23 protein-coding genes and 1 other annotated feature are annotated in these 24,725 nt (G+C 30.8%); of the genes, 11 read left to right on the plus strand and 12 right to left on the minus strand.

Annotation, left to right across the window (positions count from 1 at the left end):
• Positions 1-3 precede the first annotated feature (3 nt).
• The gene (locus tag CLJU_RS17045) at positions 4-996 is read right to left on the minus strand and encodes an aspartate-semialdehyde dehydrogenase (RefSeq protein ID WP_013240081.1); all 993 of its coding nucleotides are present in this window, start codon (positions 994-996) and stop codon (positions 4-6) included.
• A 615-nt stretch (positions 997-1,611) separates the two neighbouring features.
• Between CLJU_RS17045 and CLJU_RS17050 the strand changes: the two genes are divergently transcribed.
• From CLJU_RS17050 to dapD, 4 genes are all read left to right on the plus strand, one after another.
• Positions 1,612-1,881: an alpha/beta-type small acid-soluble spore protein gene (locus CLJU_RS17050; RefSeq protein ID WP_013240082.1), complete on the plus strand. Its 270-nt coding sequence runs from the start codon at positions 1,612-1,614 to the stop codon at positions 1,879-1,881.
• A 136-nt stretch (positions 1,882-2,017) separates the two neighbouring features.
• Positions 2,018-2,758, plus strand: a complete 741-nt coding sequence (locus tag CLJU_RS17055; protein ID WP_013240083.1) for a class I SAM-dependent DNA methyltransferase — start codon at positions 2,018-2,020, stop codon at positions 2,756-2,758.
• A 29-nt stretch (positions 2,759-2,787) separates the two neighbouring features.
• Entirely contained in the window at positions 2,788-3,678 is an 891-nt protein-coding gene (gene hslO, locus CLJU_RS17060; RefSeq protein WP_013240084.1) for an Hsp33 family molecular chaperone HslO, read from the plus strand.
• 134 nt (positions 3,679-3,812) lie between these two features.
• On the plus strand, positions 3,813-4,529 hold the full coding sequence (gene dapD, locus CLJU_RS17065) for a 2,3,4,5-tetrahydropyridine-2,6-dicarboxylate N-acetyltransferase (RefSeq protein WP_013240085.1): 717 nt from the start codon (positions 3,813-3,815) through the stop codon (positions 4,527-4,529).
• Positions 4,530-4,640: 111 nt separating this feature from the next.
• On the opposite strand, the gene CLJU_RS17070 is transcribed toward dapD, so the two are convergent.
• The 3 genes from CLJU_RS17070 to pdaB form a co-directional block, all read right to left on the minus strand.
• A complete protein-coding gene (locus tag CLJU_RS17070) occupies positions 4,641-5,366 on the minus strand; it encodes a single-stranded DNA-binding protein (RefSeq protein ID WP_041705189.1) in 726 nt (241 codons plus the stop codon).
• Positions 5,367-5,446: 80 nt separating this feature from the next.
• The gene (locus tag CLJU_RS17075; RefSeq protein ID WP_013240087.1) at positions 5,447-5,944 is read right to left on the minus strand and encodes a hypothetical protein; all 498 of its coding nucleotides are present in this window, start codon (positions 5,942-5,944) and stop codon (positions 5,447-5,449) included.
• Between the two features lie 164 nt (positions 5,945-6,108).
• Positions 6,109-6,861, minus strand: coding sequence for a polysaccharide deacetylase family sporulation protein PdaB (gene pdaB / locus CLJU_RS17080; RefSeq protein WP_013240088.1), 753 nt, complete (start codon positions 6,859-6,861; stop codon positions 6,109-6,111).
• Positions 6,862-7,051: 190 nt separating this feature from the next.
• Here pdaB and CLJU_RS17085 point away from each other — a divergent pair, with 190 nt between their 5' ends.
• A complete protein-coding gene (locus tag CLJU_RS17085) occupies positions 7,052-7,579 on the plus strand; it encodes a DUF4364 family protein (protein ID WP_013240089.1) in 528 nt (175 codons plus the stop codon).
• Between the two features lie 4 nt (positions 7,580-7,583).
• Here the strand turns inward: CLJU_RS17085 and CLJU_RS17090 are convergent, their stop codons facing one another.
• Positions 7,584-8,471: a YncE family protein gene (locus CLJU_RS17090; protein WP_041705555.1), complete on the minus strand. Its 888-nt coding sequence runs from the start codon at positions 8,469-8,471 to the stop codon at positions 7,584-7,586.
• A gap of 146 nt (positions 8,472-8,617) precedes the next feature.
• Between CLJU_RS17090 and CLJU_RS17095 the strand changes: the two genes are divergently transcribed.
• The gene (locus CLJU_RS17095) at positions 8,618-8,869 is read left to right on the plus strand and encodes a TIGR03905 family TSCPD domain-containing protein (RefSeq protein ID WP_013240091.1); all 252 of its coding nucleotides are present in this window, start codon (positions 8,618-8,620) and stop codon (positions 8,867-8,869) included.
• 562 nt (positions 8,870-9,431) lie between these two features.
• On the opposite strand, the gene CLJU_RS17100 is transcribed toward CLJU_RS17095, so the two are convergent.
• From CLJU_RS17100 to CLJU_RS17120, 5 genes are all read right to left on the minus strand, one after another.
• Entirely contained in the window at positions 9,432-10,778 is a 1,347-nt protein-coding gene (locus CLJU_RS17100) for a bifunctional folylpolyglutamate synthase/dihydrofolate synthase (RefSeq protein ID WP_013240092.1), read from the minus strand.
• 171 nt (positions 10,779-10,949) lie between these two features.
• On the minus strand, positions 10,950-13,598 hold the full coding sequence (locus tag CLJU_RS17105; protein ID WP_013240093.1) for a valine--tRNA ligase: 2,649 nt from the start codon (positions 13,596-13,598) through the stop codon (positions 10,950-10,952).
• Between the two features lie 84 nt (positions 13,599-13,682).
• Positions 13,683-13,894, minus strand: a binding site (T-box leader).
• Between the two features lie 90 nt (positions 13,895-13,984).
• A complete protein-coding gene (locus CLJU_RS17110; protein ID WP_013240094.1) occupies positions 13,985-14,389 on the minus strand; it encodes a hypothetical protein in 405 nt (134 codons plus the stop codon).
• A 203-nt stretch (positions 14,390-14,592) separates the two neighbouring features.
• Positions 14,593-15,423, minus strand: coding sequence for an ABC transporter substrate-binding protein (locus CLJU_RS17115; protein ID WP_013240095.1), 831 nt, complete (start codon positions 15,421-15,423; stop codon positions 14,593-14,595).
• A 65-nt stretch (positions 15,424-15,488) separates the two neighbouring features.
• Positions 15,489-17,054, minus strand: a complete 1,566-nt coding sequence (locus tag CLJU_RS17120; protein ID WP_013240096.1) for a PucR family transcriptional regulator — start codon at positions 17,052-17,054, stop codon at positions 15,489-15,491.
• A 347-nt stretch (positions 17,055-17,401) separates the two neighbouring features.
• On the opposite strand from CLJU_RS17120, the gene CLJU_RS17125 reads away from it, so the two are divergent.
• Positions 17,402-18,508, plus strand: coding sequence for a uroporphyrinogen decarboxylase family protein (locus CLJU_RS17125; RefSeq protein ID WP_013240097.1), 1,107 nt, complete (start codon positions 17,402-17,404; stop codon positions 18,506-18,508).
• 276 nt (positions 18,509-18,784) lie between these two features.
• Here CLJU_RS17125 and surE read toward each other — a convergent pair whose 3' ends face one another.
• Positions 18,785-19,534 carry a 5'/3'-nucleotidase SurE gene (gene surE, locus CLJU_RS17130; protein ID WP_013240098.1) on the minus strand — a complete coding sequence of 250 codons (750 nt, stop codon included), beginning with the start codon at positions 19,532-19,534 and terminating at the stop codon, positions 18,785-18,787.
• Positions 19,535-19,991: 457 nt separating this feature from the next.
• On the opposite strand from surE, the gene CLJU_RS22435 reads away from it, so the two are divergent.
• Entirely contained in the window at positions 19,992-20,159 is a 168-nt protein-coding gene (locus CLJU_RS22435) for a hypothetical protein (protein ID WP_158453199.1), read from the plus strand.
• 1 nt (position 20,160) lies between these two features.
• On the opposite strand, the gene CLJU_RS17135 is transcribed toward CLJU_RS22435, so the two are convergent.
• Entirely contained in the window at positions 20,161-21,096 is a 936-nt protein-coding gene (locus CLJU_RS17135) for a LysR family transcriptional regulator (RefSeq protein ID WP_013240099.1), read from the minus strand.
• Positions 21,097-21,355: 259 nt separating this feature from the next.
• On the opposite strand from CLJU_RS17135, the gene CLJU_RS17140 reads away from it, so the two are divergent.
• The 3 genes from CLJU_RS17140 to CLJU_RS17150 all read left to right on the plus strand — a co-directional run bounded on the left by CLJU_RS17140 (position 21,356) and on the right by CLJU_RS17150 (position 24,663).
• The gene (locus CLJU_RS17140) at positions 21,356-22,375 is read left to right on the plus strand and encodes a C-terminal binding protein (RefSeq protein ID WP_013240100.1); all 1,020 of its coding nucleotides are present in this window, start codon (positions 21,356-21,358) and stop codon (positions 22,373-22,375) included.
• A gap of 32 nt (positions 22,376-22,407) precedes the next feature.
• A complete protein-coding gene (locus tag CLJU_RS17145) occupies positions 22,408-23,085 on the plus strand; it encodes an RraA family protein (protein ID WP_013240101.1) in 678 nt (225 codons plus the stop codon).
• 258 nt (positions 23,086-23,343) lie between these two features.
• On the plus strand, positions 23,344-24,663 hold the full coding sequence (locus CLJU_RS17150; RefSeq protein ID WP_013240102.1) for an MFS transporter: 1,320 nt from the start codon (positions 23,344-23,346) through the stop codon (positions 24,661-24,663).
• Positions 24,664-24,725: the final 62 nt, after the last annotated feature.

Raw genomic sequence — 24,725 nt, forward strand, 5'->3', positions numbered from 1 at the left:
TTGTTATTTATCCTTAATTATGCATTCTGCTATTTGAACAGCATTAGTAGCAGCACCTTTTCTTATGTTATCTGCTACGACCCATAGATTTAATCCATTATCTACGCTAAAGTCTCTTCTTATTCTTCCTACAAATACTTCATCTTTTCCTGCTGCCTCTATTGGCATTGGATATACTAAATTGTCCACATCATCTTTTAACACTACTCCAGTAGCATTCTTGTACAATTCAAAAATATCCTCTATTTTAAAGTCTTTTTTAAGCTCTACATTTATACTTTCACTGTGAGAATAAGTTACTGGTACTCTTGCTGTAGTAGCTGTAACTCTCAAAGTATCATCATGTAATATTTTTCTTGTTTCATTTACCATTTTCATTTCTTCTTTAGTGTATCCATTTTCCAAAAATACATCTATATGAGGAAGTATATTTCCTGCTATTGGATATGGAAATTTCTTAGGTGCATTTCCCTTATATCCTTCTAGTAAATCATTATATCCTCCCATTCCAGCGCCAGATACAGCCTGGTATGTAGAATATACAATTCTTTCTACTCCATATTTATCATAAAGAGGTTTAATTGCCACTATGGCTTGTATAGTTGAGCAATTAGGATTTGCAATTATACCTTTATTCCATTTTATATCCTCTGGGTTTACTTCAGGAACTACCAAAGGTACCTCTTTATCCATTCTCCAAGCACTACTATTATCTATAACTACTGCACCATATTTTGAAAATATAGGTGCAAATTTAAGGCTTACACTTCCACCTGCTGAGAAAAGAGCAATATCTATTTTTTTATTTTTTATGTTATCTTCCTTTAATTCCTCTACAGTATAATCTTTATCCTTAAATTTTAATATTTTCCCACTTGATTTAGCAGATGCAAACAAATACAATTTTTCTATTGGAAAATCTCTTTCTTCCAGCACCTCTATAAATTTTCTTCCTACCATTCCAGTACAGCCAACTACTGCCACGTTACAACTCATTTTAATATTCCTCCTAAAAATTTTATAATATAAATTGATTAAATATTTAAGTTTAAGATCTATTATTAAATATAATACCATGATATCTTAATAAAGATAACCTATTTAATTTTAAATATATCTTACTAAATATTTTACACTAAACTTTTGAAATATGTTCATAGAAATAAATATTATTGGGAATTAAAAATAGCGCATACTTCATACTGGTTAATACATTATATGCAACATATAATGCACTTTAGAATAAAATTAATTGTTTTGGTTTAAAATTCAAATAATAATTCTACTTGGGAAACTTATTTAATCACCATAATATTCCTATAGTTATGTGCATGTCATTGAAATTGCTCCTTTAAATGTATATTATATTTAAAATATATACTATAATTATTATAGTATATTATGTATTTATCCGATGGCTACCCACTCTACACTTATCCAAGTAGGATTAAAGAGCGGGTACATCCCTAGGTAACGATTTCTAGGTATCAAATGGAGTTAAAAACTCCATCTGATGCCAAGAACTCTGTTTATTCTATAATAATTATAGTATGTATAAATCTCGCTTTTGGGGTAAAAATAATCTATAGTAAAAGTGGGAGGATGGTATCAATGTCAAAAACGCCCTTAAAAAAAATCATAAAAGCAAAATTGAAATCAAACAGAGAGCTTACAGAAGCTGAAAAACTTAGAGAAAAATTAAAATATGAAATAGCTGAAGAACTAGGATTAAAAGATAAAGTTAATTCATTTGGCTGGAGCAGTTTAACAGCTGAAGAAACCGGAAGAATTGGTGGCATGATGACTAAGAGAAAAAAAGAATTAAATATACCTAAAAATGAAAGTATAATAAACCATAGTAAAAGCAAAGACAAACAATAAATTTGACTTATACCTCAAAAATATATAATATTAATTGATAAATACAATTTTACCTTTTTTAACTTTAAACACCTATAAAAATACCTGTAAGAAGGGAGTTAAAGACCGTTATGAAAATTTCACAACGGAAACAAAAATGAACTGCTATGGAAAATTTGCTCATATATATGACAATCTAATAAACAGCGATATAGATTACAGCACATGGGCTAAAAAAATTATGAACATATATGAAAAATTAAATATAGATAGAGAAAATTATTTGGATTTAGCTTGTGGTACAGGTAATATGACAGAAAAGTTGGCACTTTATTTTAAAAATACCTGGGCAGTAGATTTATCCAGTGAAATGCTATCAGAAGCAGATATAAAGCTTAGGAACAGTGGATTAAAGGTAAACTTTATATGTCAAGACATAACTAATTTCGAGTTAAACAGGAAATTCAATCTCATAACTTGCTGTCTCGATTCCACAAACTATATATTAAAAGAATCAGATTTACAAAGTTACTTTAAAAGTGTCTTTAATCATTTGGAAAACAATGGAATATTTCTGTTTGATATAAATTCCTATTACAAAATTACAAATATACTAGGTAACAATACCTATACTTACGACGATGAAGATATTACCTATATGTGGGAAAATTATTTGGAAGATGACATTGTGGACATGTACCTCACATTTTTTATACGTCATGAAGATTTTTATAAACGATTTGATGAAAACCACCGTGAAAGGGCTTATACTTGCGAATATATAGAATCCACATTGAAAAACTGTGGATTTAAAATTATAAATAAATTGGACAACTACAGTGATAAAACTGTAACTGATGTTTCTGAAAGAATATCATATATAGTAACTAAACTTTAATACACGTATGATTAGGAGATGGAAATTAAATGATAGATAAATTAATAAGAGCTACAGCTAAAGATGATAACATTCGAATAATAGCAGCCTCTACTACAAATCTAGTAAATGCAGCTGTTAAAATCCATGAATGTGCTCCTACAGCTGCAGCAGCCTTTGGGAGAATGCTCACGGCAGGAAGCCTTATGGGATCAATGTTAAAATCACCTAAAGATAGCTTATCCCTTATAATTTCAGGAGGCGGTAAAGCTAAAGGAATATCTGTAACTTCCTATGCCGACTGTCATGTAAAAGGATATATAGGAAATCCTTCTGCAGATCTTCCCCCAAATAGTAAGGGAAAACTAGACGTAGGTGGTATCATTGGAATTAATGGAAATTTAACTGTAATAAGAAATATGGGACTTAGAGAACCTTACTCCAGCAAAATTCCTATACAAACTGGAGAAATAGGAGATGATCTAGCCTACTACTTTACAGTTTCAGAGCAAACTCCATCTGCAGTAGCCCTTGGAGTTCTCGTAGATGTAGATTTAAGTATAAAGGCCTCAGGAGGATTCATAATTCAGATGCTTCCTGGAGCAGAAGATCTCCTTGCAGACTTAGTTACCTATAGGCTACAAGAACTTCCTCCTATATCAAATATGCTAGCTAAGGGCATGAGTATTTCACAAATATTAAATGATATTTTTAAGGATATGGGATTAAAGATATTAGATGAACTAACACCTACTTATAAATGTGATTGCTCAAGGGAAAGAGTTGAAAAAGCTCTTATAAGTATAGGTGCAAAAGATTTAGAGGAGATTTATAATGAAGGAAAAACTGAAGAATTAAAATGTAACTTTTGTAAGACATCTTATAAATTTACTCATGATCAAATAGGTGAAATACTTAAAAACTGCACAAAAAAATCCTGATATTAAATACAAATTATCTACATACTTAAACTTTTATATGTTATAATTTGCTTAAAAAACTAAAAACGTAGTTATGCTTACTATAAAAGACTAAAATTTATTGATTATAAATAAAATGGAAAGGATGATTTAAAATGGAAGCAAAATATGATCTTACAGATCCATACCAAATAGCAAAGTATATAAAAGAGGCTAAAAAATCTACTCCAGTCAAAGTTTACCTTAAAGGTGACATATCAAATTGTGATTTAGGCAGTATAGAAAATTATAATAGTGGTGATTTTTTCATTCTTTTTGGTGAAAGCGATGAAATATCAAAATTTTTAGAACAAAACAAAGATAAGATCAAGCAATTTAGAATAGAACAGGATAGAAGAAACTCAGCCATTCCCCTTGCTGATTTAACAAACATGAATGCCAGAATTGAACCTGGTGCTATTATAAGAGATAAAGTTAAAATAGACAAAAATGCAGTAGTAATGATGGGAGCAGTTATAAACATAGGTGCAGAAATAGGTGAAGGCACTATGATAGATATGAATGCAGTAGTAGGTGCTAGAGGAAAACTTGGTAAAAATGTTCACTTAGGTGCTGGAGCTGTAGTAGCTGGAGTTTTAGAACCACCTAGTAAATCACCTTGTGAGATAGGTGACAATGTACTTATAGGAGCTAACTCCGTAATCTTAGAAGGAGTAAAAATTGGAACTGGCTCTGTAATCGCAGCAGGTTCAGTAGTAACAGAAGATATACCTGAAGGAGTTGTAGCTGCTGGAAGCCCCGCAAAAATAGTAAAGTCAGTAGATGACAAAACTAAAGGTAAAACTAAAATTTTATCAGATTTAAGGAAATAATTTATATGGAAAATACAGGGTATAACCTTCTTAAATTTCAAGGACAAAGTCTATACCCTGTAAATAAGCATCAGGTGGAGTTTTGACTCCACCCGATGCCAAGAACTCTGTTTATGATATTCGCTTATCACCTATGTTATCCCCTAAGCTATTTTCATCTTCATTTTTAGGTTGTTCTTTTTCCTCTTCTTCGTTTTCTTCCTGCATTTTTTCTTTATCTCTGTTAACTTTTTCCATTTTAGATATAGAAACTTCATAAGCTATTTTCTTTACAGTTTCAGTATCTGATATCTTTTTTTGATATTCTCTACTCTGTAATCTTCCCCAAACCCTTATATTGTCACTTACTTTTAATGACTTACAAAACCTAGAATTTCTTCCCCAAGCAATGGTAGGTATGTAATCAGACTTATTATAAGCTCTGTTTACAGCTAGAAGCATATCTGAGATTTCTCTACCAAAGGGAGTTGTCCTATAAACTGGCTCCTTACATATAAATCCATCAAGAAAAATTTGATTTGGATTTTTACTCCTTTCAGTGCAAAAATCTATATTTCTTGCAAATACAGTTAATATCAATCTGTTTGCCCCATCCACAAATTTATTGTAGGACCTAAGCTGTCCTTCTATTATTACATCAGTTCCAACTTTGATATCCATTCCACCTATAAGTCTCTCTGAAATTGTAATGAATAGTATATCCTTACTTTCACTTAATCTAGGAACCTCAACATTAAAGGTGTAAAAACCCTCTCCATACATTTCGTGGCTAAATTGTAATTCTGAAGCTACTGTACCTTCAAGATAGATCTTATTGTTTAACATTAAATTGTCCATCATAAACCCCTCTTTCCCTTAGTTTTAAATGTTTCACTATCATATAGTTATTCATCAAAAAACAAAAATATACTTATAATTTAGCTTAAAGTCATAAATGTTTTATTTTTGATCAAATCATAAATGCACTTGTCTTCCATAAGACCTATAGTTATAGCTACTACAGCTGCGTAAAGTTCATCAATATCTTTGAGTGCCATATTAACTGGAATTTCCTGAGCCTCAATCACCCTTTTTCCCTCATATATAATATCTCTTTGGAGGCAATATACAAATCCGCTAGAATAGTCTAAGCTCGATATAGTAACCGTATTCTTACTTCCCAGTCCATAGGTTATGATGCAACCGGATATATCTACATTATTTTTCATTTTGCTTATTAAATCCATATTTATAAAACAATAATCTCCATCTAGAACTTTGTACCTTTCATTTATAGAATTTAGCACTACATAATTTACCCTTCTACTAACATCATTGTCTGTAAAAGTGGAGTAGTCTAAATTCATTAAATCAAAAAGCTCTACCAAATATTTCTTAAACTGGGCATTAGTTTCAATAATTTCTATAGATTGCATCTTTATTACCTCCTGTTAAAATATATGTTTTAAAATTATTTTAAACAGGATATGTTTTTTTTATACTATTTTCTAAATTGTAATCCAATCATTGATACTTGCCCTCATTGCCATTATAATACATATTTATTGTGTTTTTCAATAACTGTTTAATATAAGTCATATTAATTTCTCATCTGCTTTCCGTCATAGTCCATTTTATAGTTATCTTTGTATATCAAATCCCCTACCTTAACAAACTTGTATCCTTTTTCCTTTAAATTTACTATTACCCTTTCTAAATTAAGTGGTGTATACTTTGCACTATTATGAAATAATAATATAGAACCAGGTTTTGTACTTTTTATAACCCTGTTGTATTCAAGATCTGCCCCCTGCTCTTTCCAGTCTATACTATCTACATCCCATTGAATGCAGTAATATCCTGAATTCTTTACTGTATCTATTACATCATCATTATAAGATCCTTCAGGACATCTAAATAATTTTGTTCCACTTCCTGTTATGCTTCTTATTTTAGCTTCATTTATGTTTATATCTTCAATAATTTTATCTCTAGATATTTTCGTCATATTAGGGTGTCTATTTGAATGATTTCCTATCTCGTGTCCTTTAGTATATATCTCCTTTAGTTTATCGGGATTTTTATCAACCCAGTCCCCTACTACAAAGAATGTAGCTTTTATATTATGTTTATCCAGTACATTTAATATCTGATCAATGTATTCATCTCCTAGACTAACATCAAAGGTTATAGCAACTTTTTTATCTTTTGTGTCAACACAATAAATAGGTAATTTCCTATTTACTCTTGCAAATGCCCCTTCATATCTATAATTTGCAAATAATGATACGCCAATAGCTATAAGCAATAATATTGACACCATAAATATTTTTTTTATACATCTTGATTTCAATTTTTACCTCCACAATATATTTATTTCATAATTTTATATAGTATTTTATAACAACAAATATTACAAAATTTAAAAAATTTATTGTAGATATATTACATTCAAAAATATGCATTCAAATATTTTATACAACTATGCTATAATATACATATATATTATTTTAGTATTCTTAATTCAATGGAGAGGATTTTAAATGTTTGAAAATACTTTAGAACTAGCAGAAAATAAATTACTTCTGCTTTACATATTTAAAAAAATCAAGTTTCCTATTTCCAATAATCAAATAACCGAAGTCATACTGGAAAATGACTTCATAAATTATTTTACTCTTCAGCAATATTTAAATGAGCTTCTATCTTCTAATTTTATCAAGCAGATAGATTCTCAAAGTAACCATAAATTTATAATTACAAAAAAAGGCATAAAGGTGTTGTCCCTCTTCGGAAATAGGATTTCCAAAGATAAAATAGATATATTAGACAGCTATATAGACGAGCATTTTAATGACATAAAAAGTAAAATCTCAGTAAATGCCAACTATACAACTAAACATAAAAACAGTTTTATGGTAAATTTAAAAATATCGGAAAGTAATTCCACCTTAATGAACTTAAAGCTAAATGTGGACTCTAAAAAAACTGCCCAAAAACTATGTGAAAAGTGGGAAAAAAACTTTTCAGAAATTTATTATAAAATAGTTGAATTACTTATGGAAGATTAAGGATTTATTTCACAACCATACCTGTAGGCTCTCCACCTATAGGTATATATTTTTTATTTTCATCTTTTAAATTTACCTTTATCAATAAATTGTTATAATTATCCCCCACATATAAACTTCCCCTTCGTTTTAATACACTTGCAGGCATCCCCCCAACAATCAGCCTCTTTTTCTCCTTATAGTTATTTATATCCAAAACGCTTATTGTACCATCTCCAAAATTGGATACAAAACAATATCTACTGCTGCAGTATATGTCTACTGGCGAATTTCCCACAATAATTCTATTTATAATTTTATAGTTTTTAAGTGATAATATGGCTATACTTCCCCTAAACTCCGATCCTATATTGCTTTCACAGATAAGTATATGCTGTCCATCCACTGCAAACACAGCCTTAGTAGGATAGCATCCTACTCTTATGTTAGCTATAGGTTCATTTTTTTTGCAGTCTATTAAGGTTATGCTATCATCTTCCATATTAGATATTACAAGCAGCTTTCTTTCCTTATTCAAACATATGCTATAAGGAAGATTTCCACAGGGAACTTCTTCAACTACTCTTCTCATATTAAGATCAAAAACAAGCAGGCTATTTAAATCACTGCATATTATATATGCATTATTTTTATAGGTAATAATATCATTGCAGCATGCCCCAACATAATAACTTTCTTCCTGAATTTCATTTTTTATATCTATTATAGATATGCTGTTATTATATTTGTTTGCTGTTATAAGTTTAGAATCATTTAAACATAACCCATGGGGTCCAACTCTATAGGTCATGTCCTCAGATTTTAAATGTATTCTAGTTTCTTCATGAAAATCATCTAAATTCACCTTTGATACTGTATCAGAAGAAGTGCTACATATATAAAGATACTCCAACACACCATCGCCCCCTTACAACTATAATATGAAGGTTAGCTAAAATAGGTAATACTAATTAATTATTTTATTTTGTTGTATATTAACTTTATATTCTATATAATTATTTTGTTAATACATTATTTTATATGAAACAAGGTGATGAAATGTACAGTTATGTAACAAAAGGAGTTTGTTCAAGTCAAATAAATTTTGATGTTGTAGAAAACAAAATTAGAAATGTAAATTTTGTAGGAGGATGTAATGGGAACTTACAAGGTATATCAAAATTAGTTGAAGGAATGGATGTAGCTGAAGCTGTGGAAAAATTAGAAGGAATTTCCTGCAGTGGAAAAGGAACTTCCTGTCCCGATCAATTTGCAACTGCCCTTAAAAAATTAGTTTTAAGCCGTAAGTAAAAAAATTTATTTAACATATAGATCTTCTAATTAGAAAGTTCACTTATACCAGCCATATACTAACAAATTTCATTACACTAAAAACTTTTAATAAGTCTAAATCTTGGTATTTTGAAAACCTAAAGGTACTTAGATAAACTCGTACCTCAAACACATCTAAGTACCTAAGGTTTTCTAAAATACCAAGCTAAGACTTATTTATAAAAGTTTTTAAATGTAATTTCAATTTTGTTAGTATATTTTATGTATAAGGTAAAATTTCAATTAGAAACTCAATGTAAATGGAAATAATATTTATGATTTATAGGTTTTGTACAAAAATAAACTTATGCGTAGAAATATTTTACAATAAGCAAGTACATTTAAATATTTTGTATATAAGTCTTAGCAGAAAATTTGTAAAAAAACTTAGGACTTTTGAATTGTCTGAGGTACGAGTTTTCAAAAGTCCTTAGCTTTTTTAAACTGTCTGTTTAGACTTATCAAAATATTTAACCGTACTTGTGGTTGTAAAATATTCGAAGCATAAGTTTATTTTTAGTTAAAAGCCATAACTTCAAACTTATTTGATGTCATTGTGCTTTCTTATAATTTTTCTCATGTCGCCTATCATATAAAGGGAACCTGATATCAATAAGATATCATCTTCGCTGCAGTAGGAAAGTGCCTTTTCGTAAGCCTCTTCATAAGTATCCAAAGCTTCGCATTTGGAGTTATATTTTTCTATGACACCTTTTAACTCTTTTGAATTTTCAGCTCTTGTATTGTTTGGGGTAACGGCTATTACTCTCTCCGCTAAAGGAACAATAGTTTTTACCATTACTTCAACTTCTTTATCTGCCAATATACCCAATATAAGTATCATCTTATTGTAGTTAAAATAGGTGCATAAGTTTTTCCTCAGCATGGAAATTCCCTCTCTATTGTGTGCACCATCTATTACAACTAGCGGCTTACGGTGCATTACTTCAAGTCTTCCAATCCATTTCACATTAGAAAGTGCTTTTAATATAGTCTGCTTATCTATATCAAATCCATATCTAGACAATTCCTCTATAGCAAATAGGGCACAAGCACAATTTGTAAGCTGATGTCTACCTAAAAGGGATAATTTAATATGGTAATCTTCTTTTTTTGTATGTACCTTTATCTTTTGCACATATTCTTTGCTGTTATTGTCCACCTTTTCCTGATCTTCAGGCTCTACACAATCACAAGGAACCTTTATAAGTGTACTTCCCCTTTCACTGCATACCTTTTCTATAGCTTCTTCTGCCTCTTTCTCTTCAGGATAAAGTATTACAGGTATACCAGACTTAACTATTCCTGCCTTTTCATGAGCTATCTCAGCTAAGGTATTTCCTAGTATCTGCATGTGGTCATAGCTTATAGATGCAATTATGCTAAGCAATACTCCTCCATCTTCTTCTTTTGAAAATGGTGCCATAACATTTGTGGCATCAAGTCTTCCCCCAAGTCCCACTTCAACTACAGCTATATCAACTTTCTGCTCATAGAAATAATAGAACATAGTACAGGTAATTATCTCAAATTCGGTAGGGTTTTCATACCCGAGTTCAATAACCTTTTTAACAACTTCTGCTACCTTGGTTACTACCCTACTCAAATCATCCTTAGGTATATTGACACCATTTATCTGAATTCTCTCTTCAAACACTTCTAAATAAGGTGAAGTGTACATACCTACCTTAAATCCTGCTTCCATTAGTATTCTATTTATCATTGCCGTAATAGAACCTTTTCCATTGGTACCCGCTACATGTATTGTCTTTATTTTCTTCTGTGGGTTACCTAAAAGCTCTAACATCTTTTCTGTCCTATCAAGTCCATAGTTACTTCCAAATTTAGCAGTAGTTTCTATATACTCAACTGTTTCATCATAATTCATAGTAACACATCCCCACATTTTTTTATTTTATCCAACGACTGCGTCCCTAGATAAGTTCTTTTCCTAAATAATAACGTATTTTAAGTGCTAAAGGCACTAAAAATACTGTTAATAAGACTCTGATGGAGATAGAGGTATTCCTCTTAGCAAAACTCCACCTGAGTCTTAGAATTACTTGATATTCTGCAATCTTTCAATTACAGTATTCAGCATTTCTCTGTACTTATCTCCTTTTTCCCTTTCTGCATTTACCACAGCTTCCGGTGCCTTGGAAACAAATTTTTCATTTGAAAGTTTATTTTCTACTCTCTTTATTTCTGCCTCTAGTTTTTCCTTTTCCTTATTAAGTCTTTCAATTTCCTTATCCATATCTACTAGATCAAAAAGTGGAATAAATAATTCTGCTCCTCTAGTTACTGCTGATACTATATTTTTTGGTACATCATTTTTATCTTTTAAAAATTCAACTTCACTAGCAGAAGCTAATTTTTTGAAATAATCTTCTCCATTTTGAAAAGCTTCATATGCATCTTTTTCAGCTACATGAACCATGATTTTTGCTTTTCTGGAAAATGGTACATTCATTTCTGTTCTAATATTTCTTATTTCTCTAATAGCCTCTATAATATATTCCATATCTTTTTCTGCCTTTAAATCCTTCAGGCTTTCATCATATTCTGGCCATTTTGATATAGTTATAGATTCATACTCTGTATAAAGGTGAGTATATATTTCTTCAGTTATAAAAGGCATTACAGGATGTAATAGCTGCAAACTTGTAGATAATACATTGTTTAATACATTGTATGCTACACCCTTAGCTTTTTCATCCTCACCATACATAACAGGTTTAACAAGTTCTATATACCAATCACATAACTCTCCCCATATAAAATCATATAATTTCTGAGAAGCTATTCCAAGTTCAAATTTTTCTATGTTGTCTGTAACTTCTTTTACAAGAGTATTTAATTTAGACATTATCCATCTGTCTGCACCACTGTAATCTTTGCAGTCTTTATACTTACTCATCAAATCTTCATCTATGTTCATAAGTACAAATCTTGAAGCATTCCATATTTTATTTGCAAAATTTCTAGATGCTTCAACTCTTTCTGGATAATACCTTATGTCATTTCCTGGTGCATTTCCTGTAATAAGGGTAAATCTAAGAGCATCTGCCCCATACTCATCTATTACCTCTATTGGATCTACACCATTTCCAAGGGATTTTGACATTTTTCTTCCTTGAGAATCCCTTACAATACCATGTATAAGTACATTTTCAAAAGGAATATCATCCATACAGTAAAGACCTGAGAATATCATCCTTGCAACCCAGAAGAATATTATGTCGTATCCTGTAACAAGAGTATTGTTAGGGTAGAAGCATTTCAAATCCTCTGTCTTATCTGGCCATCCAAGTGTTGAGAAAGGCCATAATGCAGAACTAAACCAGGTATCCAGTACATCTTTATCCTGTTCTAAGTTAGTTGAACCACATTTTGTACATTTCGTAGCTTCTCCGTCTGTTACTATAACTTCGCCACAATCCTTACAGTACCAAACAGGAATTCTATGTCCCCACCAGAGCTGTCTTGAAATACACCAGTCCTGAATGTTTTCCATCCAGTTGAAGTAAGTCTTTTCAAACCTTTCAGGTACAAATTTAACCTTTTTATCTCTTACAACCTTAATAGCAGGTTCTGCCAATGATTTCATCTTTACAAACCACTGCTTTGAAAGCATAGGTTCGATAGTAGTACCACATCTGTCATGACATCCTACATTATGTGCATGTTCTTTGATTTTAACCAAATATCCCTGCTTATCTAAATCTTCTACTACTAACTTTCTAGCTTCATATCTATCAAGTCCATCATATTTTGTCCCAGGTAATTTTATAGTTCCATCTTCATTCATTATTATTATTTCAGGAAGGTTATGTCTCTTTCCTACATGATAGTCATTAGGGTCATGGGCTGGTGTTATCTTAACTGCTCCTGTACCAAACTCCATGTCTACATAGTCATCCTCAACTATAGGTATTTCCCTATTTATAATTGGAAGTATAGCTTTCTTTCCTACTAAATGCTTATATCTTTCATCCTTAGGATTAACTGCAATGGCTGTATCTCCAAACATTGTTTCAGGTCTTGTAGTTGCAATTTCAAGGTATTCATCGCTGCCTACAATCTTATATTTTATGTGCCAGAAATGTCCCTGCTGCTCTTCATACTCGATTTCCGCATCGGATATAGCTGTCTGACACTTAGGACACCAGTTTATTATCCTATTTCCTTGATATATAAGGCCATCATTATATAGTTTTACAAAGAACTTTTTTACTGCCTTATTGAGACCTTCGTCCATAGTAAATCGCTCTCTTGTAAAATCTGTAGAACAACCAAGCTTCTTTACCTGATTTCTTATTCTTCCCCTGTATTCATTACTCCAATCCCAAGTCTTTTCAAGGAACTTTTCTCTTCCTATTTTCTTTTTTTCTATTCCATTTTTTAGAAGTTCTTTTTCAACTTTTACCTCAGTTGCAATACTTGCATGATCTTCACCCGGAAGCCATAGTGTACTGTAGCCTTGCATTCTCTTTGTTCTTATTATTATGTCCTGTATAGTATCATCTAGCGCGTGTCCAAGGTGCAATTTTCCTGTAATATTTGGAGGTGGTATTACTATTGTATACGATTTTTTATTTTTATCTGCTTTGGGTGTAAAATATCCTTTTTCTTGCCAAAGATCATAAAGTCTGTCTTCAAATTCTTTTGGGTTATAAGTAGTTGCCATTTCTTTCTTTTGTGCCATCAAATCTCCTCCTAATTATTAGATATTCTAATATTAATACCAATTCAAGTATTTACATTCTTAAATCAAAAAAAGCCTTCATCCACAAAGGACGAAGACCCGCGTTGCCACCTTTTTTCCTGTAAATACAGGCTCTTAAAAAATAACGATTAAGAAAACCGTCTTTACCTACTGTTATTTCAGCAAAGAAACTCCAAAGCTACCTTCAAGATAATCCATATAGAAAACCTCTCAACTAACAGATTTTCCTCTCTTTATACTCCATTATCTCTAATCCTCTTTTTCACAGTTAACAAATTCAAATTTATATAGTTCTATTATAACGTTATTTTTCAACCTGTCAAGAATTTTTATAGTAAATTCCTATATACATCAATCTTATACAACTAGTATTTTTTAAACATATTTCCTGGCGAATCATTCAATAATTTTACACACAATCTATATTTATAGTGTATCATAGAAAGGTATTCTTCTTCCGATAATACATCTTGAAAATCATCTTCATCTACAAGACCATATTTAGGATGAAATATAATAGCTCTATAATTTATGCCACCATTTCTTACTCCTATAAAAAATACAGCAATAAATTTTTCATTATCTGCATTTAACAAAGTTCCTGGAATATATGCTTCATCCATTTCATTATATGAAGCTCCATATAGATCTTCAAATTTCATACCTATATCCCTATACACCTTTTCAAAATAAAATGGATCTTCTCCTATTTTCTTAAAATCAACCTTTCGAGCATAATCTTCTATATAATCTAAATATTCATTATTCAAAACATACACCACCTACCATTTATGCAGTAAAAAGACTAATTGTATTTTATTCCATTATATCAAAAGTTATGTGTAAGCAGAGTTTAAATTTAAAATTAATAGTTAAGAATTAATAGTTATAATTAATTTTCACTCATTTTTCACTATTAATTCTTAACTTAAATGTAATTTTCAATTACTAATAATCTATTGATGTATATAAATTATTTAATAGCTTTTTCTGCAAAAGAGTTATTAACTATCTTATTAAAGTCTGGTCTTGAAGGTATTAAACTAGGTTTATAGTTTTGTATTATATCCTCAAGCCTGTTTAAATCCTGCTGTTTTATAACTGGCGTAGTCGCATAGGCATTTATAGCTCTATAATTTTTCACTACAGAAATCAAGATATCTTCATCTGTTCCAGGGAAAAATGATTTTATAGCCTCAGCCACTTCTTTGTCACTGTGTTTTTGAACCCATATTTGTCCTTGATGAATTGCATCAGTGAATTTTTGTATAGTCTGTGGATTCTTTTCCATATAGGATTTAGTTGAAAAATAACAGGTATACGGAAGCACACCAGCAGATTTACCTACTGAAGCAACTACGTATCCAGTTTTATCTTTTTCAAGCATACTAGCTGTTGGTTCAAAAAGTGCAACATAATCCCCTGTTTTCGATTTAAAAGCTCCTCCTGTTGCAGTATAGGCAATATTAGTCATCAAGTTAACGTCTTTTCCAGGTTGAATTCCATTTTTCTGCAATACATACTCCAGAGCCATTTCAGGAACTCCGCCAGGTCTTCCTCCAATTATACTTTTACCTTTTACAGATTTCCAATCAAAGTTTTTTTCCGCTTTTCTACCAACTAAAAAAGAACCATCCGTAGTTGTAAGTTGTGCAAAAAGTACGGGGTAATCCTTTCTCTTCTGGTTATATATATATATTGTCTGCTCCGGCCCACAAAATCCAATATCACAACTTTTACTAAGTACCTGCTGCATAGTCTTATCTGCTACCATTACAAAAACACAAGTTTTTATTTTTAGCATTATATTTCGAAGAACGTGTAAAATTCGTTCTCTTTAATATTAGTAATAACTTTAGCAGCCTATTCTTAAAACTTAAAATTTAATGACTTAGTAAACATTAGAATTTTAAAAGTCAAATAGAGATGAAACGCTGTGTCCACATCGTCCAGATTAATATTCATAACTTTTTCTATAGTCTTAATATGTGATGTCAAAGTATTCCGATGGATTCGCAAATCAGCAGCTGTTGCTGCTATTCTCTTTTCGTTTTTAAGATAGGTATAAAGTACTTTCATATTATTCGTATGTTGATTATTATCATACTCAATTAAAGTAAATATAGATACATGACAAAACTTTATTAATTCGTCTTTACTTTGGCAAATGTCCAATAGGCAGTATAAAACATACTTCTCATAAAAATAAAGGTGATCTTTCTTTGCTGTAATTATTCCATATTCTATTGACTTTACAGATTGACGGTAGTATTCTTGCAAATTGGAAATATTGTAAAAACATCTGCTTACCCCACCGTACATATTGCTTTTTTTAAGGAAGTCTGCAAGTTTTTTTATATCATTCTGCTGAGCAGTCATTTTTGTGCTGCAACTGATAACTGCTACAACGGAATTATCATATATAATACATTTGCTCCCGCTTATAATTTGTTCAAAAATATTACATAAATATTGAACATCGACTTTTTCTATAATGTCAGATTCCGTAAATTGAATGGTCAATACATATAGATTTTCTTTCAGGTTTAAATCAAGACATTTAATTCGATCATTTATAATTTTAGAATTGATTTTTTTTCCATCAAGAATTTGGGTAATAAAGGATTCATACATATATCCATTTGAATTTTGGATAAATCTTCCTTTTTGCATTTCAGAAGAAATGATTTCACATAAAAGTTTGAAAAGTATTATGTCATTTTCGCTAAAAAGTTTTTCATACTCTAACATGGCGATAGAACCAACAATTTTATTATCAGAAACAATCTTAGAAATAAGTCGTGCAACGTCAAAGATTTCTTTTCCAACATAAACCGGGTCAACATTTCTGCTAATAATATCAGATAGCTTCTTAGCTTCAATCATAGATATTGACTCATAGGAAAAGTATCCATTTAAGACTAAGTCATTCCAAAATATATCGTTTACTTCAATACTGCCGCAATAAGAAAGCAGCTTAGAGCTAGAGTCAATAAGAATTATTGGATTACTAAGCAGTTTATAGGCAGTATTAATAATACCCTGCAGACCCTTTCCATGAATAAATGCATTAATTAATTTCTCACGCTTTAATTGGATTTTCTGCTCATTGGCGAAAACACTTTGTATCTTATTAAAGATACAAGCCACTTCAACTTTACTCTGTATCAAAATTAAATTTAGGTTTTCCTCTTTAGAATTCACATCAAAGTGTGTATTTTCAGTTACACAAATGATATTTACTGGTATATTTGAAGGGATACTTTTGGGAAAATCTAAAACTAAGCCAACATATAAATACTGTGGTTCAAATATTACCTGATTAATTTCCAGTAGTTTAACAGCTTGTACTAGTATTTCGTTATCTTGTGATATAAATACTTCCAGATTAAACTCTATCAATTCTTGTATGATGCTATTCAGACTCACAGCCATACTATTCACCTCTTGATTACAATTATAGTACTTAGGGGAAAGCCTTTATTAAAAATATTATCATCATATTTGATGTATTTCAAACTTTCATAAGTTACTAATGTAAAAACTGATTTTAGCTTATAGCTATTGTTATGCCTAAACTTTTAAAAAAGGACAGTGCTTTTTGCTGAAATTTATGTATACATATTCAGCCTAATGTTCATTGTAATGAAAACGTTAACTTGTTATAATTATATAGCAAAGTTTATTTTTAAAAAAACCATATATGATTATATTTATAACATATGGAATAATATTTAAGATGTAAAACATTACAAGTTTAAAATTAGCGGAGGTGAAATAATATGAAGACATCACAAGAATTATACAATGAACGTTTAACCAGAATAAAAAAAGCAATAGCACTTGAAAAACCTGATAGAACACCTGTTATTCCATATGCAGATGCTTTCCTTGCTAATGTAGCCGGTGTTAAATTATCTGATTATGTATCAAATTTGGAAATCTCAAATAAGGTTCAAATAGATGGAGCAAAAATGTTTAGATTTGACGGCTCATCTGGAACCTTTTCAAATGCAGCAATGATGGGAATGATATTTTTTTCCAATATAAAGCTTCCTGGACGTGAACTCCCTGATAATACGCTCTGGCAAGTTGATGAGCGCGAATATATGACCGTTGATGACTATGATACCATAATAGATAAAGGTTTTGAGGAATTTCAGAACAATTTTTACGCTTCAAAGATAAATGTTGATTTTCAAAAAACCCAAGAAATAATTACTAAAGCTCCTCAATTTAACAAAAACATGCGGGATGAGGGATATCCTCTTTATTACGCAGGTACAATTTCCCATCCTGTTGATTACTTGAGTGGAGGCCGTACCATGGCAAAATTCATGGTAGATATAAGAAGAATACCTGAAAAGGTAGAAGCAGTAATGGATATAATAACTGATGCCAATATTAAGGCAATGAAACAGAGTATTCAAAATGCTGTAGATCCTATTTCTGTATTCGTAGCTATGGGACGCGGCTGTCCTGACTTCTATAATCCTAAATTATGGGAAAGGTTTATATGGAACCCTCTTAAAAAGATAACTTATGCCGTAATAGAAACAGGATTAACTGCAAACTTTCATATTGATGCCAATTGGCAGCGTTCTCTTGACTATTTTAAAGATTTTCCAAAAGGCACCTGTGTTTTTGAAACAGATGGAACAACTGATATTTATAAAATTAAAGAAAAATTAGGAGACCGTATGTGTATTAAAGGAGACGTACAAGCTGCAAAACTTACTCTTGGAACTCCTGATGAAATATACAATTACAGTACTCAGTTGATAAAGGATATGGGAAGAGGATTTATACTTGCTTCCGGCTGTGGTATACCCCCAAATGCAAGACCCGAGAATGTTAAAGCAATGGTGGCAGCAGCACTAGGAAAGTAATAAATTTGAAAACATTCATATCAACATTATTTACAAAACTTAATGGATTTCAGTTAAAAGTTTAAGTAAAAACACCCTTTTCAATATTACAATAATTCAATATATTTAAAAATTTCTTTTCGAACTTATTCAGATAACTCATAATGAGCATTCCTGAATAAGCTCTCTTTTTCTGTTCTTAATATTCTTAAAATACAGCCTAATATCAACACTATTCTTTAACATATACTAAATTAAACACTTAAATTTTCTGATCTTTCAGATAACTAAGATTTATTAACTAAAAATTTTATCAACCTGTTTAAGCAGTTTAAAATTAGTAAGATCATAGTGAAGTGGTGTTAAAGTAGCATAACCTTGTTTTATAAAATATCCATCTGTGTCAATAACAAGAGATTCACTCATCTTACCTTTTAGTTGAAAAGTCTTTCCCTCATCTTTGGAATCCACCTCTATAAAATAACCAGTATATCCTCTTTCCCCAATTTTACACACTTTAATTCCTTTTTTTATCTTCATAGGCATATTTAAATTAAATACAACATCATCTTTCATGTGTCTATCTTGAAGCTTTTCCAGCACTTCTGAAACACATTTTGCTGCATCCTCATATTCTCCTTCAACTCCATCTTCAACTTCCATAGATGCAGCCAGTGAAGGTATTTTATTAATGGCAGCCTCAATAGCTGCAGAAACCGTACCGGAATACAACACGTCCAATCCAATATTCAATCCATTATTTATTCCAGATAAAACCATATCTATATTTCCATCTACAATTTTATCTATTGCAATCTTTACACAGTCTGCAGGTGTACCAGTGACGCTGTAAGCTTTCGATTTTATTCCTTCAAGCTTCACTTGTTTTACAAATAAAGGATCTCTTACTGTTATGGAATGACTGCTGGCACTTTTTTCAACATCCGGCGCAACAATTATCACTTCATGCTTTTTTTCTAATTCTTTAGCTAATGCATATATTCCCTTTGCATTAACTCCATCGTCGTTAGTCAATAATAATTTCATAAATTAGCCTCCACACTTATAAATTGATCATTTAAAACTATTCTACTACAAATACAGGAAATTAAATGTAGAAATAAATAAAAAATCAACTTATATTTTTATAATTCTCCTTGAATCTATAATTTTAGGATGGGCATTTTTTGCTCAAGATAGATAATATCTTGATTTCTAGCGAGAATGGATTTAAGGTGTTTATAATGAGGTACACATGCCATAGGCAAAGCTATTTCACATGCAGCTTCAAGACGTTCCCCTGAATAACTCTTACTTAATTTCAAAACTGATAATGCAGAGTTATATCCTTGTTCTTTTATGTTACACTCTTAAATATACGTTCAATAACTTCACTTGTGTGGGTAACCTATACTGCTGCCCATTGTTTCAACCGGATATCATTCATTTCTGGTTGATTAAAAGCATCAGCACAATGTGCAGAACGATAGGTATTCCAAGGAGCTTGGTTTATTATAAGAGAAAAATAATACAAATCATAGACAAATACAGGCTGGTTTCAGATTATACTATAAAAGTAGAGAATTTAGTAAATAGAGAATTTGATAACAGAAGTGATTTAGAAATAGTAGTAAGTGATCTTACATATGTTAATGCGGCTGGAAAAAGTTGAGCTAATCATTATTAACATTTGTATATACTTTCTTAATAGACTTTATAAATAACAATGCTGGCTTGCTTAATATTGTTCCTGTTTTATATGCAATTGTGATTTCCCATTGCAAAGGAGGAGTATCTATTTTAAAGAACATGAGATTTTTTACGTTTTCTTCTATTTTAAGTATTGATTCTGGTACAAATGTAACGCCCATATCAGCAGATACAAGATTTACAGCGGTCATTATATTTGATGTTTCTATAGTAGGGATAATGTTAATTCCTAGTTTGTTTAAAAAATTTTGTGAAACTTCACGGAGAAGTTGCCCTTCCTTTAGCATAAAAAATGGTTCATCTTTAAATTGTAGAAAGTCTTTCTGGCTCATAAAATTTATTCTTTTATTCACATCATAGTCTAATTTTTTTAATAGTGGATTATGATAGTTTACAGTAAAAAGGATATGTTCAAATGCAAGATGTTCAAAAATAATGTTATGGTGACTGTTAGGTGACTGTAAAATACAAAAATCTACTTTGTTTTGTTTCAGCAATGAGAACATATATTGATGGGATCCTTCTTGTAATTCAATATCTATTTTAGGGTATTTTTTTTTAAAATTGGGAAATACGATTGGTAGTAAGATAGAGGATCTCCATACTGTAATACCTAATGTCACTCTCCCACTGACTGAATTTTTAACATCTGAAAAATCTTGTTGTAATTTTTTATTTCGTTTAATAACATCTTGAATGTATTGCATGAATAATTCGCCTGCAGGAGTAAGTTTTAATGGGTGAGAAGCTCTTGTAAATAGCTCAGTGCCTGCATTTTCCTCAAGCTTTTTTAAATATTTGCTAAGTGAAGGCTGAGAAACATATAATTTAGATGCAGCCTTTGAAATATTTCCTTCTTTAACAATTGTAAGAAAGTACTCATAATTTTTTAATAGCATATCTTCTCTCCACTCCTCTCCACTCCTCTCTATGTCAAACTGTATACGTTTTTATCTACATAAATTAATAATATACCTTTTTCTCTCTGCATGTCAAACTTTATTCCTTTTTGTCTATACAATTAATATAATAATAGATATTTTACAAAGTTTCTATATGTTAATATAATTTAATTAAGGTTTAGCACTGGATATCATGTGATGGCCATCACCTTTACAATGCATAATCTATATGTAAACATATACAGGAGGTAATATTATGTGGAATGCTGTCATAGTAGATAGAGATTATGGAAGTGTTAGTCTTGAAAATCAAAATTACATTAAGAAACAATATTTTCAAAATGGAATTAATTTAAGATTAGAGCACTATAACACTTCTGAGGAAATTATTAATGGATGTCAAGATGCAGATGTTATCCTGGGTACAGGCAATCCGCCAATTACAAAAGATGTTATAGAAAATCTTCCAAAACTAAAACTAGTTCAACGATTTGGAATTGGTGTAAATTCCATAGATTTGGAGACGGCAACCAAAAAGGGAGTAATAGTACAATTTATGCCAGGATTTTGTATAAAGGAGCTTTCCATTCATGCTGCTGCACTCATTCTTAATTTGATTAGAAATGTAGGATTTTATGATAGAGGTATTCGAAAAGGTGAATGGAGAAAAGCAGCGGGTTATGTACCTAGGAACCTTGAGGAAATGACTGTAGGTATTTTTGGCTTTGGGGCTTCAGGGAGACTTTTGTATCAAATCTTTAAAAAAGGATTTGGGTCGAAGGTAATTGTATGTGATCCATTTATTGATAAGAGTATTCAAAATAGTATGGACGTAACTGTTGTATCATTTGAAGAAATGTTAAAAAATTCTGATATTATTTCAATTCATGCACCATTAACTCCAGAAACACGTCATATTTTTGATTATAAAGCTTTTAAACAAATGAAAAATACTTCAATGATTATCAATGTTTCAAGAGGAGGGCTTATCAATCAGCAGGATTTAGAAAAGGCACTAGCAGATGGAGAAATTCGTTATGCAGGTTTAGATGTTTTTGAAAAAGAACCATTGTCACCAAATAGTCCATTAATTAGTAATGAAAACGTTGCATTAACATGTCATAGTGCGTTTTATGGTGAGAATGCTCAGAAAAATCAAATTAAACTTGCCATTGAACTTGTTGATTGTGTATTGAACAAGAAAAGTGTGAAAAGAAAATATGTAGCTAACAAAGATGTTTTAAATAAGTTTGAAGATTTGAATATCATAAAATAAATATTTTAATAAAATAATAGGAGGACAATAATATGTCAAATATTGGTTGCAAAATAATTAGTGATTTTAAACGTCCAGATAAGTCTTTAGTTGAGGGATTTAGGAATATACCTGTTGCAAATATTGATGATTGTATGAACAGAACAGCAGCTGTACATTACGATATTAAACCAGTCAATAAAGCAAAGTTACTAGGTACTGCATTCACTGTTAAAGTAGCACAAGGCGATAATTTGATGTTTCATAAAGCCATGGATATGGCTCAAGAAGGTGATGTAGTCGTTATAGATGCTGGAGGAGACACTTCACGTGCAATATTTGGTGAATTAATGATCAATTATTGTAAAGTTAGAAAACTTGCAGGTGTTATTGTTGATGGGTGTATTAGAGATTATGATGAAATATCAAAATTGGATTTTCCCGTTTATGCTAAAGGCACTACACCTAACGGACCTTATAAAAATGGCCCTGGAGAGATTAATACCACAATCAGTTTTGGAGGACAAGTTGTACATCCTGGAGATATCATTATCGGGGATGGAGATGGAATCATAATTGTTAAACCAAGTGAAGCTGAAGAACTTGTTAATAAGGCTAAAAAAGTTGTAGTAAAAGAAGAAGGAATTATGGACATTATAATGAAAGAAGGAACATATATTAGGCCTTGGGTTGATTCTAAACTAAAAGAAATTGGTTGTGAATATTTATAAAATTTTAAATTAATTTTAATAATAATATAAAATTAATAGAAAACATTCTTTTTAGAAGAATGTTTTCTATAATACATTTATCTTATCAATGTAAACAATTTCATTAAAAATAAATTCTTTTTTGTAGACTAATTAAAATTTAATTAATAACGTTATTAATTTTGATTTTTGCAAAAGGTAAAGGCTTTAAATATAATAAAACAAATAAATATGTCTTTAAAATTCAGAATTTATAGAAAAAATAGGAGGTAATTTGAATTGAAGAAAGGAAGATATCGTTATTTTATTATTTTCATGGTACTGGCTATTATGACAATAAATTATATAGACAGAGGAGCTCTTTCTTATGGACAAGCAGATATTATTAAAGAATATGGACTAAATGCACAATCATGGGGAGCAGTTATGGGATACTTTGGATATGGTTATGCTGTTGGTGGATTATTTGGCGGCTTCCTAGCAGATAAAAAAGGTCCTAAATTTACTTGGATTGTATTTGGTTCTATTTGGTCTGTTTTTGAGATGTTAACAGCCTTTGCTGGAGATATTGGAATTACAGTATTCGGCGGATCGGCTCTTGCAGGTTTCTTTGTAGTTCGAGTATTATTTGGTCTTGCTGAAGGTCCTTCATTTGTTTCTATGAGCCGTACTATGGCAAACTGGGTTGCACCAAAGGAAAGAACATTTTGTTCCTCTTTAACTCTTATTGGTACTCCACTAGGTTCAGTAATAACGGCTCCTATAGCAGTTACAATTATTTCACTAACTAATTGGAAAGTTATGTTAGTGACAATGGGATTGTTAGGACTTGTTTGGGCTTCAATTTTTAGTAGGGTTTTTACGAGTTTACCAGAAGATAATCCTAGAATATCAAAAGAGGAACTTGCCGAAATAAGATATAATACCGATCTTAAAACTAAAGATAATGTTTCACAAGATAAAATTCACTGGTTTGATTTTTTTAAAAATCCATCATTGATTTGTAATACGGTTGGTTTCTTTGCTTGCAGTTACATCATTTTTTTATTACTAACATGGACACCAAAGTATCTCCAGGATGTATATCATTTTAAATTAACATCTCTATGGTATTTAGGAATGATACCATGGATTGGTCCTATTTTTACTACAGTACTTGGCGGAAAAATTTCAGATTATATTCGAATGAGAACTGGAAATCTTAGATTTGCTAGAAATAGTGTATCGGTTATATCATTACTTCTATCTTCTATATGTTTTTTATTAATTCCTAAAATGGGAAGCGCAATGCAGGTTTTACTTTTAATGGCTTTAGGAAATTCTGCAGCTCTAGCAGCTAACTCCATATATTGGAGTAATCTTATAGACATTGAACCATCAAAAACAGGTACATTTAGTGGAATTATGCATTTTTTAGGACAAACATCTGCATTTATAGCTCCAACTTTAACAGGAACTCTAGTAAAAAATTATGGATATTCAGCAGCGTTTATCATAGCAGGAATTATCTGTGCTGTTGGTATGGTTTGTATGTTCTTTGTAAAATTTAAAAATGTGGAAATTGACAACGGTCAAGTGGAAAAAAATTTTTCTGCATAAATTAAAAAATATGTATAATTTAATTAAGATGAAAACGATTTTCCACATGCAAAGAAGCTTCA

It is taken from the genome of Clostridium ljungdahlii DSM 13528 (assembly GCF_000143685.1).
GTDB classification, from domain to species: Bacteria; Bacillota; Clostridia; order Clostridiales; family Clostridiaceae; genus Clostridium_B; species Clostridium_B ljungdahlii.